The 13,110-nt window shown below is 51.6% G+C and carries 9 protein-coding genes; 3 read left to right on the top strand and 6 right to left on the bottom strand.

Features of this window, described 5'->3' with window-relative positions; translation table 11 throughout:
- Nucleotides 1-7 precede the first annotated feature (7 nt).
- From U9S71_RS13830 to dnaG, 6 genes are all read right to left on the bottom strand, one after another.
- The gene (locus U9S71_RS13830; RefSeq protein ID WP_326328101.1) at nucleotides 8-2,473 is read right to left on the bottom strand and encodes a YfhO family protein; all 2,466 of its coding nucleotides are present in this window, start codon (nucleotides 2,471-2,473) and stop codon (nucleotides 8-10) included.
- Nucleotides 2,474-2,575: 102 nt separating this feature from the next.
- Nucleotides 2,576-3,262 carry a potassium channel family protein gene (locus U9S71_RS13825; RefSeq protein ID WP_326328100.1) on the bottom strand — a complete coding sequence of 229 codons (687 nt, stop codon included), beginning with the start codon at nucleotides 3,260-3,262 and terminating at the stop codon, nucleotides 2,576-2,578.
- Between the two features lie 10 nt (nucleotides 3,263-3,272).
- Entirely contained in the window at nucleotides 3,273-5,051 is a 1,779-nt protein-coding gene (locus U9S71_RS13820) for a TrkH family potassium uptake protein (RefSeq protein ID WP_326328099.1), read from the bottom strand.
- Nucleotides 5,052-5,061: 10 nt separating this feature from the next.
- Nucleotides 5,062-6,120 carry a glutaminyl-peptide cyclotransferase gene (locus U9S71_RS13815; RefSeq protein ID WP_326328098.1) on the bottom strand — a complete coding sequence of 353 codons (1,059 nt, stop codon included), beginning with the start codon at nucleotides 6,118-6,120 and terminating at the stop codon, nucleotides 5,062-5,064.
- A 50-nt stretch (nucleotides 6,121-6,170) separates the two neighbouring features.
- Nucleotides 6,171-6,533 (bottom strand): YraN family protein, encoded by a 363-nt coding sequence (locus tag U9S71_RS13810; protein ID WP_326328097.1) that lies wholly within the window; start codon nucleotides 6,531-6,533, stop codon nucleotides 6,171-6,173.
- Nucleotides 6,534-8,468 (bottom strand): DNA primase, encoded by a 1,935-nt coding sequence (dnaG, locus tag U9S71_RS13805; protein WP_326328096.1) that lies wholly within the window; start codon nucleotides 8,466-8,468, stop codon nucleotides 6,534-6,536. It lies immediately after the preceding gene.
- A gap of 150 nt (nucleotides 8,469-8,618) precedes the next feature.
- Between dnaG and U9S71_RS13800 the strand changes: the two genes are divergently transcribed.
- The 3 genes from U9S71_RS13800 (at nucleotide 8,619) to pdhA (ending at nucleotide 13,109) form a co-directional block, all read left to right on the top strand.
- Nucleotides 8,619-9,998: a nucleotide sugar dehydrogenase gene (locus tag U9S71_RS13800; RefSeq protein WP_326328095.1), complete on the top strand. Its 1,380-nt coding sequence runs from the start codon at nucleotides 8,619-8,621 to the stop codon at nucleotides 9,996-9,998.
- An 87-nt stretch (nucleotides 9,999-10,085) separates the two neighbouring features.
- On the top strand, nucleotides 10,086-12,026 hold the full coding sequence (locus tag U9S71_RS13795; RefSeq protein WP_326328094.1) for a KUP/HAK/KT family potassium transporter: 1,941 nt from the start codon (nucleotides 10,086-10,088) through the stop codon (nucleotides 12,024-12,026).
- Nucleotides 12,027-12,113: 87 nt separating this feature from the next.
- Complete coding sequence (pdhA, locus tag U9S71_RS13790) at nucleotides 12,114-13,109, top strand: pyruvate dehydrogenase (acetyl-transferring) E1 component subunit alpha (RefSeq protein WP_326328093.1); 996 nt, start codon at nucleotides 12,114-12,116, stop codon at nucleotides 13,107-13,109.
- Nucleotide 13,110 lies beyond the last annotated feature (1 nt).

Below are 13,110 nucleotides of genomic sequence, written 5' to 3'. Positions count from 1 at the left end.
CAGTAGCTCAGGCCGATACTTGCTTCCGTCGAAACTCGAACCATCCGGCAGCTGCAAGCCCCAATACCAGCACAATCGACCCGATCAAGGAAATGGTCTCGCCCAAGTGATATGACTTCGGTTCAAACTTAAATTCCACCTGATGGTTCCCCCCCGGCAATTGCAGGGCCCGCAACACGTAATTGGCCCGCAGAATCGGAAGTTCTTTGCCATCCACAAAAGCTTTCCAGCCTTTATCGTACCAGATTTCGGAAAAGATGGCAAGGGCATCCCGCGGGGCGGAGTATTCGTAGATCAGATGATCCGGCCGGTACGACGTGAGTTCAATCGATGCGTTCTCGGGTAGGCTCAGCCGGCTTTCATCCAACAACGGTTTAAACTCTTCGTGGATAAACGCTTCTTTTGAAGGGTCGAATACATTGATGGCCTCCATTTCCTCCTCATTGTTTGCTACAAAGGTCACCTGATCCACAAACCATGCGTTCCCTGCAGCAGTGCTGCGCCGTTGGATACGTTGGTTGTTTTCATTATCGGCAGTGATCAGATAGCGTGTGTTTAGCATGTCCAGCACGTCTTCATTAATCGCACCCGAAAATTGGTGTTCAATCAATTCCTGATAGCGCATCAGCTTGGCCGCGTGGTAACCACCGATAGATTTATGGAAATACGACGTCCGTGCATCAGCAAACGGATTCGTGGTGACGTCAAAGACACGATAATTCGGGTCCTTATCCATCAAAATGAGCTTATCTACCTCGCGCTCCGGATTGAACTGCCGCGTCAGTTGCAGCTTGTCGGCAAATCGGTCGTCGTTCAGGTAGCGCCTGTCCACGCCCCAGAGATCGATCAACGTAACGATACCCAGCAAAATCACAGCTGTTTGTGCCTTCAGTTTATTTTTTACCAGCAGCCACACCAACACAAACGTTGCAGCCACAAACAGGAGCGAGCGGAACGCATCGGCCCGGGCCAGCGATACGCGGTCTTTCACCAACGCCGCCATCAGCTCCTTGGCAAACGTATTATCTTGCAGCTGCTGGCCGTACTGCTGGGTCATGGCTTGGTGGTTTGAACTTTTGAAGCTCAAAAACAAATCGGGCAAGGCGGCAATCAATAATGCTATGCCACCTACGCCGTAAAATACATACAATACCTTCTTATCTAGCTTTTTGATAGCAGGTCCGTTTTTTATGAGCTCATTTATGGCGAGCACAGCCAACACAGGAACAAGAAGGGTAGCAATAATCAGGGTTGACTCGACCGCCCTGAACTTGTTGTACATCGGGAAGTAATAGAAAAACAAATCCGATACCAACGGGAAATGCCGCCCGAACGACAGCAACAGCACCAATGCCGTAGCACCGGCCAGCCACCACTTGATACGGCCGGGCACAATAACTAGTCCTAACACAAACAGAAACATCACCCCGGCTCCGAAATACCACGGACCGGATGTACCAGGCTTTTCGCCCCAATAGGTCGGCAGATTGGCGGCAAACCCAGCCGCCTGGTTAGGGTCAGCTCCTTTGCCGATGACGAGCTTGGCCACGTTCGACTCTCCATCCAAACGAGTAGACATACCGCCACCGTATGCATTGGGTATCAGAAAGGTGAGACTCTCGCCTACGCCCTGACTCCATTGATAAGCATATTCGCGGCTCACGCCGTTGTCGGCCCGCTGTGTATTCTCGGTCTTCAGGTTGGATTCCCCGCGGAGCGTTTCTTTGCTGTATTCATAAGTAGGCCACAATAGCGACGCATTTACCGCTAGTGCCACAACTACTGCTGCCACCTGGTACCCAATAGCCTTACCAAAGGCCAGCATCCGTTTCTCTCGGATGGCCCCATAGGCCTCTATACCTACTAAAATCAATGCCGCCAAAAACAGGTAGTAGGTTACCTGAATATGATTAACGCGGATTTCGAGCGCCATGGCCAGTGCCAACAACACGGCACCCCATAGGTATTTGCCGCGAAAGGCCAATAAAATACCGGCCAATATCGGCGCCATAAAAGCAATTGCATAGGTCTTATTGGCATGGCCCGCCTCAATATAGATGAAGTTGTATGATGAAAAAGCAAAGGCGACGGCACCCACCGCCGCAAGCCAGGGCTTTACCCGGAGCACGCAGAACAATAGATACGCCCCAATTAGGTAGAGCAACACCACATCAATGGGGTGAGGGAATACGCCCTTGAAACCATGCATGATATACGTCGTGAGGTTACTGGGCAGTTCAATCAACACTTGGTAGGAGGGCATCCCGCCGAACATGGAGTTTGTCCACAACGGCATATCGCCATCGCGCGCCTTGATATTCAGTATCTCTTGTTGCCCAGCCTGTGCCTGCAATACGTCGTGCTGGTACAGTACCTTACCCTGCCACGCGGGCGGGAAATAGATAAACGTAATCGCGATAAAAACACCGATTATCGCCAAGTGGATTGAGTTATTGTTGAACCAGGTTTTCATTCAATGGTTTCAATTAGGGTATCTTATTTTCCGAACAAACGCCAAACTTAGATAAAATGCGTGGTATTCTCGAACTCCGTTTAATAAAAATATCATTGCCCCCTACTCGCCTTTCTGGATAAGCCGGTTGATGTCTTTCAGCTCGCCAAACAGTACCAAGATATCATCTTCGGCCAGTATCGTATCCGACTGGGCGATGCCGGTCGCTTCCGTGCTCAACTTCATCTTGCCATCTTCCAGTGTTTCGGTCGATTTGATGGTAGTGAGCACGATAACCTTGAATTTATTGGTCAGATTTGCCTCCATCAGGGTCATTCCCACATACTTTGCGGGCACTTTCGTTTCTACAATGCTGTACCGCTCGGATATCTTGAACGAATCCACGATATCGGTATTGTCCAACCGCATGGCCAACCGGGCAGCCGCTTCTTCCTCAGGCATGATATATTCGTCGATATCCATGGCTTCGAGCACCGTTTTCTGTAGGTCAGAGACCACACGGCCGATAATACGCTTCACCTCAAATTGCTTGAGCAGCGCCGTGGTAAGCAACGACGCACCTTCATCTTCGCCTATAGCCACAATGGCCGCATCGGCATCTTTGAGGGGCAGTGCGCTCATGGCGTCCGCATCTGTGGTATCCATACGTATCGTATGGGTGATTTTCTCCTTCAGCGATTCCACTTTGGTCATGCGGTTGTCGGCGCCGATTACTTCGTGGCCCAATTCGGTGAGGCGGATGGCGAGGGCTTTGCCGAAATTGCCCAATCCTAAAACGATAAACTTCATAACACCTTACTTAAAACAGTATCTTTTCCTGTGGATATTCATAACTTCTGTTCTGGGTATTCTTAACGAGTGCCACCAGCAAGGTGAGCAGCCCTACCCGACCTACAAACATGCTACAGATAATAATCACCTTACCCGCGGCGCTCAGCTGCGGTGTAATGCCTAAGCTAAGTCCGCAGGTGGCATACGCCGAAAAGCTCTCGAATGCAATAGACATAAAGCCGAGGTGGCTATCGGTAATCGCAAGCCCAACCATGGTGGTACCGACCGCCAGAAAAGATAGTACGATGACGGCAAATGCCTTGCTGATGGAATCATTGGATATTTCGCGGCCAAAAATTTCCAGTTTATCCTTCCCTTTGGCCAAGCTAACGATGTTGAGCAGCGCCACGGCAAACGTCGTGGTTTTGATACCACCGCCGGTCGACCCCGGCGAGGCGCCCACCCACATCAGGAAAACGGCCGTGGCCAGCATCGGCATCGAAAAGCTGCTGGCATCAGCAACGCTGAATCCGGCGGTGCGGGCGCTATTGCCCGTAAAAAAGGCGGCGATCCATTTACCCCAAAAGGAATCGTGCGCCGCCAGCGTATGGTTGTATTCCAGCACAAAAGTGGCCACCGTGGAGAATGCCACCAACATCAACGTGACCCACATAATCAATCGGGTGTTGAAGCTGATGACCCACGCACGGTACGTATACGGTTTGCCATGGAACAGCCGTAGGAAAACGTTGACCGCCCACCGCTTGATGAACGTGTAGGTGTTGAAAACAATGCCAAAACCCAATCCGCCCAGAATAAACAACAGTGAAAGCACGACCTGCATCTCGTAATTGAATCGGAAAGCGGCTTGGTTGAGCCCGCCGGCGACGGTGGTGAACCCGGCATTGCAAAATGCCGAAACCGCATGGAAGACCGCAAAAAACACCCGGTCGCTATAGCTCTCAAAAGCTGCAGCCTCTGTGCTGAAAAAGATAAAAACCGCACCCAGCACCTCGAAAAAAAGCGTAACGAAAATAATCTTCAACAAGGTATTGATGACTGAAGCGACTTTATTCTGCCCCAGGAACTCACTATACATCAATTGGTTCTTATAAGAAAACCCACCGCTGAAGAAATAGCCGAAGAATCCGGTAAACGTCATGATACCAAGCCCCCCCAGTTGAATAAGGATAAGGATAACCGTATGGCCAAATTCGGAGAATTGGGTGGCGATATCTACCGTTGCAAGCCCCGTGATGCAGACCGCACTGGTAGCCATAAATAACGCATCCACGAAGGGTAGCGGCACGCCCGCTGTCGTTCTAGGTAGCATCAACAACAAGGTCCCCACCAGGATCAGCACTAAAAAGCTGATAACAAACAGGATCGTCGGGTTAAAATAGAAGTTATCGAAAAAGAGGCTGCTTTTGGACAGTTCTGTAAGAAATACGGCAAAGATGCCGAGGTAGAGCCATTCATCGTTCCGGAGGAAAGCCAAGTGCGGCTCCAGGGTCACCCGCGCCAAAATGACCGTCAAGAAATATAAGGTCAGCACCAAGCCGGCATAATGGGCAACGCCCACTTTCCGAGCCGCCAAAATGGAAGAGCCGATGCGAAAGGCCCCGAGGAAAAATAACCCGTAGAACAGCCATTTGATAATAACGGCAAACTGCAGCGCCGTGGCTTTATCCGTGTTGTACCCCAAGTGGAATAGCACAATCAGTGCGCATACCAAACTGACATAAAGCATCACGCGGTCTACCGTATTTTCACGGTATTTGAATATATACTTGATGTCGCTCAGCATGATGGCGTTATTATCGGTCGATGAGCGCGATATGGTAAAGCTTGCTCCAAAGCTTACCCGTTACGAACAGCCGGTCGCCACCGCGGTCGTAAGCGATCCCGTTAAGTTCGTTGTTGTAGTCCGCTTTGTCGGGATAAATACCAATCAGGTTAATCTCCCCCTCCACGGCCCCGGTCTTGGGGTCGATGATCACGATGATATCTTTGGTATATATATTGGCATAGATCTTACCGTCGATGTATTCCAGCTCATTGAGGCTATCCAGCGGTCCTTTATGATCATACACTTCGATGGACCCTTCCTCGGCGTACGTATCCTTGTTGAGAAAGTAAAGCCGACTGGTGCCATCCGATTTGATAAGTTGCTTACCGTCGTAACACAATCCCCACCCTTCCTTGCTATGCCCGTAGATAAATTCGCCGATCTTAGCAAACGTGTTTTTGTTGTAAACAAACCCCACGTTGCTTCGCCACGTCAGCTGGATGATTTTATCGCCAACCAATGTTAACCCTTCACCGAAATACTTCGCATCCAGTTCAATTTTCTGAAGCACCTCCCCGTTCTGGTAATTCACCTTGCGGAGCGATGATTTACCATTCTGCCCTGAACTTTCAAAACCCGTGCTTTCGTATAACGCACCGTTTTCGTCAAATTCAAGCCCCTGCGTATAGGCCTCGGCATCGTGCGGGTATTCGGCAATGACGCTAAAGCTGTACCGCTTCGGGGCCGGGGGCACCACTACGATGTTACTATACGCCACCCGCTCTTCTCCGTTGTGGTAAAGTTTGGCGCTGAGCGTCCGACTGCCGAAAGCAGTGTTTTCGGTATTGAGACTAACCACCGTGCTGTCAGTTTTCCGCGCCAGCACTTCGCCATCCATACTGTATACCACCGAGTCGAACGAAGACACCTCGTCGGGGAATATCAGCTTCATCGGTACGGACTCACCCAGTGGTACCAGTGTGCCTGCCTCCGGTGTGTCAAATCGGAACTTGGAGGCCCTTTTCTGCGTATTGCATGAGGCTATAAAAACGAACAACACCACGGGGAAATAGATTAATCTGTTCATGCGGACAAACTTAGTTATTTTTCTTCGCGAACGATTGTTGCGCTTATTTATCAATCTGGCCAAAACGCATCGCGGATCAGCCGCATATTGTAGGTTTTATTTTTCTCCGAATACAAGATGGATACTACATCGAACCGGATCTCCCCGCCATATTTCGCGGCTGCGATATACTGGTTCGCGGCACGTGTAAGCTTGGCTTGCTTTGCATAGTCGACAAACTCGTAGGGCATCCCATAAGCATGGCTGGCCCGGGTTTTCACTTCAACGAAAACCAGTATACCCCCCTCATCAGCGATGATATCTACTTCCAGATTTTTGTAACGCCAGTTCTGGTGCCGGATTCGGTAACCCTGCTGCTGCAACAGCCGTACCGCTGCGTCTTCTCCCTGCTTACCTCTTTGAAGCGTATTCATTTACTTAACAACGATGGTTCCTAATTTCTCTGCTATCATCTTCGATACCTCCTTCAATTTATGGTAGTTGGCGAGCATGATTTCCATATTGGCAGCATCGGTTTCGTCTTTTATTTCCTCCCGTAGCTGCAAAATCTGCTGCTCCACTTTTCGCTTTTTGATGCGGTATATCGCATTGTAAATAAGATCTTCCAGCCGCTCCGATTCGTGCGAGACGTAAATTTTTCGCTTCTCATCATTCCAGTTGGGACTCAAGCTGTATTTGGTGGCCAGTAGGTCTATCGCCAAATCGGCAATGGCACGATCGCGATGGGCGATAAATGTCCGCTCATCCGGGAGTTCACCCCGATTGGTGAATTCGCGGTAGGTGTCAATGATAGCACGGCATGCCAGATCATCGAACGATACATCGCTCAACCCACTCAGCAAGAGCGGGGCAATCGGCACGTCATCTTCCTCCCATGCGGCGGGCTGATTGCCGTAGTGAAGCAATATCCGGATGATTTCGCGCTCGTGCAACACATCAGACGAAACAGTTTCGACAGGTATCGGCGCCTCGTGACCGTTGGCCGTAGCCCCTACCGTTGGCTGCGCGGGTAACGGCTCCGTTTTGCGGTCGGCCTTCTTCGTGCGGCCAATCCGCAGTTTATTGAGCTCGGCGATGAGCAGGCGTTCCTCGATGTCGAGGAGCACACTGCATTCACGGACAAAGACCGAGGCCTTGATCGCATCCGGGATCAGGGCGATGCTCTCCACCACATCGTGGATCACGCCCGCCCGTTTTATCGGGTCATTGCCCGCATCGCGCAACAGCACATGGGTCTTATAGAAAATGAAATCCTGCTGATGCTCCGCAATGTATTGCTTGAACGCCAACGATCCGAACTTTTGGACATACGAGTCGGGGTCATTGCCATCCGGAAAAAGCAACACCTTTACGTTGAGCCCTTCCTCCAGCAGCATATCCGTTCCCCGAAGCGACGCCTTGATACCCGCTTCATCACCGTCATAGAGGATGGTTACGTTTTTGGTGTAGCGCGAAATCAGCCTCACCTGCCCGGTGGTAAGCGAGGTGCCCGATGAGGATACCACATTTTCCACTCCCGCCTGGTGCATAGACAAGACATCGGCATATCCCTCCACGAGGTAGCAATTATCGGCATCGAGAATGGGCTTCTTGGCCAAGTAAAGACCATACAGCACATCCGACTTGTGGTAAACCTCACTCTCCGGCGAGTTGACGTACTTAGGTGTTTTCTTGTCCGTCTTCAGCGTACGCCCGCCGAAGCCCAGTATACGCCCCGTGAGGTTGTGTATGGGAAACATGACACGACCCCGGAACCGGTCATACACGCTGCCATCGTCTTTGCGGATGATGAGGCCCGTTGCCTCCAGGAACTCATCCTTATAACCTTCCGCTTTCGCGCTATCATACAAGGCGGTCCAACCCTCGGGCGAATAGCCGAGCTCGAATTTCTGAATGATGTCGTCGCGGTAACCGCGTTCCCGAAAATAGTTGAGCCCAATGGTTCGGCCATCTTCCGTATCCCACAGGGTCTCCTTGAAAAATTTTCCCGCCCAGTTCGTTACGATGAAGAGGCTTTCGCGCTTATCCTGCGCGGCAACCTGCTCTGGGGTACGCTCGGTTTCCTCAACCTCGATATGATATTTCTGCGCCAGGTACTTCAAGGCCTCTGGATAGGAGTACTTCTCATGCTCCATGACAAAACGGACCGAATCGCCACCCGCGCCGCAGCCGAAACATTTGTATATTCCTTTGCTTACAGAAACGTTGAACGATGGTGTTTTCTCATTATGGAACGGGCATAAACCAATCAATGACGTACCCCGCTTTTTAAGGTCCACGAAGTCGCCCACCACCTCTTCCACCCGGGCGGCATCCAGTATTTTGTCGACAACTTCTTGCTTAATCACACGTCATGATTTGGTAGGGTAAAATTAACGAATAAGGAAGAACTACCAAGGATAACCTGAAAATATTGCGATTTGTAGCAAACGGGCCACACCAAAGGCTCCCGTTGCGTGGTTTATTTTCTATTTTTGCCACGCAAGATAAGAAGTACGATGAAGATTAAAAATATATGCTGTATCGGAGCCGGCTACGTAGGCGGCCCCACCATGTCGGTGATTGCCCAGCAATGCCCGGACATCACCGTGACGATCGTAGACATCAACGCCGAGCGAATCGCCGCATGGAACGATGAAGACCTTTCGAAGCTGCCGGTGTACGAGCCGGGGCTGGATGCGGTGGTAGCCGAAGCCCGTGGGCGCAACCTATTTTTCTCTACCGACGTGGATGCAGCCATCGCCACTGCCGATATGATCTTCATCTCGGTGAACACGCCCACCAAGACCTACGGCAAGGGCAAGGGCATGGCGGCCGACCTGAAATTCATCGAGCTCTGCGCACGGCAGATCGCCTCGGTGGCCAAGGACGATAAGATCGTGGTGGAGAAATCGACCCTGCCCGTGCGTACGGCCGAGACGCTCAAGAGCATCCTGCACAATACGGGCAACGGGGTGGAGTTCCACATCCTGTCCAACCCGGAATTCCTGGCCGAGGGGACGGCCATCGCCGACCTGCACGATCCCGACCGCGTACTCATCGGCGGCGAAGATGAGGAGGCCGTGCAGGCCCTGGTGGATGTCTATGCCACGTGGGTGCCGCGCGAGCGGATACTCACCACCAACCTGTGGTCCTCGGAGCTGTCCAAGCTCACGGCCAACGCATTCCTGGCCCAGCGGGTATCCTCCATCAACGCCATCTCCGAGCTCTGCGAGAAGACGGGCGCCAATGTGGACGAGGTGGCCCGTGCCATCGGCACCGACAGCCGCATCGGCCCGAAGTTCCTGAAGGCCTCGGTGGGCTTCGGAGGCTCCTGCTTCCAGAAAGACATCCTCAACCTGGTTTATATCGCCCGCAGCTACGGGCTGCACGAGGTGGCCCACTACTGGGAGCAGGTCATCGCCATGAACGACCACCAGAAGCGGCGCTTCGCCGACAACATCGTGCAGGCCATGTACAACACGGTATCGGGCAAGAAGATCGCATTCCTGGGGTGGGCCTTCAAGAAGGATACCAACGACACGCGCGAATCGGCGGCCATCTACGTGGCCGACGCCCTGTTGAACGAAGAGGCGCAGATCACGGTGTACGACCCAAAGGTGAGCGCCGAGCAGGTGTATGCCGACCTGGACTACCTCGGCACGCGGAGCCCGGAAGAAAACCGCCGGTTGGTGGAAGTGGTGGAAGATCCGTACGGTGCGGCCGAGCGGGCACATGCCATCGCCATACTCACCGAATGGGATGAGTTCAAGGCGTACGACTGGCACCGCATCAAGGACCACATGATGAAACCGGCTTTCGTGTTCGACGGAAGGAAGCTGCTCGGCGGGAATGACCTCCAAACGATCGGGTTCCAGTATTACGCCATTGGGGAATGACGCATACAATTCGAACTAAAGCGCTGCTTTTTCTTTGGATTATTAATCCGATAAATGCTATGTTTGCAGACGAATAGCGCTGAGTCAATGCAACAGCAGTCGTCGAAACACCCTCTCACCGCGGCCGGTATCCTTATCGCCCTGGGTATTATTTATGGCGATATTGGCACGTCCCCTTTATATGTTTTCAAAGCCATCGTAGGGCAAGACACCATTAATCCGGCACTTATCTATGGAGGGTTGTCGTGTATCTTCTGGACACTCACCCTGCAAACAACCCTAAAATACGTCATCATTACCTTGCGCGCCGACAACAAGGGAGAAGGGGGGATCCTTTCCCTTTTTTCCTTGGTAAGAAAGCAGGGTAAATGGATCGTTTTTCCCGCTATGCTTGGTGGTGCCGCGCTTTTGGCCGACGGCATGATTACGCCGGCCATTACCATTTCATCCGCCGTAGAAGGGCTAGGCATATTTTATCCGCAATTGCAAACCGTTCCGATTGTTTTAATCATTGTGGCCATACTTTTTTCCCTTCAACGGTTCGGTACCGCCGTGGTAGGCCGGCTATTCGGCCCGGTCATGCTGGTTTGGTTTTCGATGTTGGCGATATTGGGTTTTGCTCACTTGCTCGATAGCCCCGCCATTTTTAAAGCAGTTAGCCCCCACTATGCCATCCAAACCATTATTAACCACCCCCACTCGCTTTTGATTATCGGGGCGGTCTTTCTCTGTACCACGGGGGCTGAAGCGCTGTACTCTGACCTGGGCCATTGCGGCCGTAAGAACATCCGGATCTCCTGGATTTTTGTGAAAGCCTGTTTACTTTTCAATTATTTTGGGCAGGGTGCCTGGTTGCTTGGACACGAAGGCGCATTGCTTGCCGGTAACAATCCGTTTTACATGGTGATGCCACCATGGTTCCTTCCCTATGGTATTTCCGTGGCCACCCTGGCAGCAGTGATTGCCAGTCAGGCGATGATTTCCGGGGCCTTCACGCTGGTCTCGGAAGCCGTGCGGCTTAACCTGTGGCCCAAGGTGCGCATTGTGCACCCCAACCTGCTCAAAGGGCAGCTTTATGTTCCTTCAGCAAACTGGCTACTATTCATCGGATGCATTATCGTCATTCTGATCTTTCGCGAGTCGGCCAAAATGGAAGCCGCATATGGGCTAGCGATAAACCTCAGTTTTATGGTCACTACCGTCCTGATGACGGTCTTTCTTTTGCAGAAGCGGGTTCCAAAAGCCTTAGCTATTGGCTTCCTGGCGGTGTACCTCGTCATCGAGTCTACCTTTTTTATCGGCAATGTGTCCAAATTCACACATGGCGGGTGGCTCACGTTACTGATAACGGCTACCATCTTTTCCATGATGCTTTGTTGGTGGTGGGCAAGAAGAATAAAAAACAGACAAACGCGCTTTGTAGACATCGGAAAATATATCCCTATCATTTCCGAAATCGGCAAGGATAAATCCATTCCGCTGTATGCATCCCAATTGGTCTACCTCACCCGTGCCAATTTCGATTTCGAAATCGAAGAAAGCATCATCTATTCCATGGTGAAGAAAAAGCCAAAAAGAGCCGACGTATACTGGTTGGTGCATGTGGACGTTACCGACTCGCCCTACACAGGCGAATACGAAATTACCCAGCTGGTACCCGGTCAGGTAATCCGGGTGGATTTCCGGCTGGGGTTCCGTGACGAGCAGCGGATAAGCATCCTATTCCGGGAAGTTGTAGAAAACCTCGTCGCCAATGGCGAGGTAGCGATCAAAAGCAACTTCGATACGCTCCGCAAGCACGACATAGACGGTGATTTCCGTTTCGTCGTACTGGAACGCGTCTTTTCCAATACCTCAAGGTTTAACTTCGCAGAGCGCATCGTATTAGATGTTTACAATGTGTTGAAGACATTCAGTCTTTCCGAAGAGCGCGGGTTTGGCCTCGATTCCAGTTTTGTCACCGTTGAACGGGTTCCGCTGATGGTCCCCTCACCCCTTCAAAAAAAGAAGCTGACGAGAACAAAGTGATGAAACCGTACGCCTATTCAATTGCATATCACAACATTTTTGTCTAAGTTTGCCTTCCAAAAATTGGTTAAGCAAACAGACGTTGAAATGAGTTCGACACCGATAAAAAAAGAAACATATTTGGAGTGGTATAAGTCCATACTGCTCATGCGCAAATTTGAAGAGAAGGCCGGTCAGTTGTACGGACAGCAGAAAATCCGTGGTTTTTGCCACCTGTATATCGGCCAAGAGGCCGTGGTAGCAGGCGCCATGTCGGTGTTGCGGCCCGAAGATTCCATGATCACGGCTTATCGTTGCCACGCCCACGCCATCGCCAAGGGCGTAACACCCGATGCCGTCATGGCTGAACTTTTTGGGAAAGCTACCGGATGCTCCAAGGGCAAAGGCGGCTCGATGCACCTTTTCAGTAAAGAACATAAATTCATGGGTGGGCACGGTATCGTAGGCGGTCAGATTGCGCTGGGCGCAGGTGTCGCGTTTGCGGAAAAATATAACGGCGTCGACAATGTTAACGTGTGCTACATGGGTGATGGCGCCGTAAGGCAGGGTGCATTCAACGAAACCCTCAACATGGCGATGCTATGGAAACTGCCCGTTATCTTCGTATGCGAGAACAATGGCTACGCCATGGGCACGTCAGTGGGCCGCACCACCAACATGGTCGACATCTACAAGATGGGACTCGGTTTTGACATGCCCAGCGCACCCGTAGATGGCATGGACGTAGTTGCCGTGCATAACGCGATGGACGAAGCCGTGCAACGCGCACGGAGTGGCGACGGACCCACGTTTCTGGAAATGCGGACCTATCGGTACAAAGGACATTCCATGTCTGACCCGGCAAAATACCGCACTAAGGAAGAATTGGAAGAATACAAAGGACGCGATCCGCTGATCGTGACCAAGGCGATCATTGCCGAAAAGAAATATGCGAATGACGAGTGGTTTACCGAAGTAGAAGCCGAGGTAAAAAAGACCGTTGAGGCGTCTGTCAAATTCGCCGAGGAATCGCCTTATCCCGAGGTAGACGAACTGTACAAAGACGTTTACGTGCAAGACGACTACCCATATATCCTGGATTGAA

Origin of the sequence: Parapedobacter flavus, assembly GCF_035818675.1 — a bacterium.
GTDB lineage: Bacteria > Bacteroidota > Bacteroidia > Sphingobacteriales > Sphingobacteriaceae > Parapedobacter > Parapedobacter flavus.
Note: the sequence above shows the minus strand (reverse complement) of the source record. Positions and strands in the feature narration are given on the sequence as shown.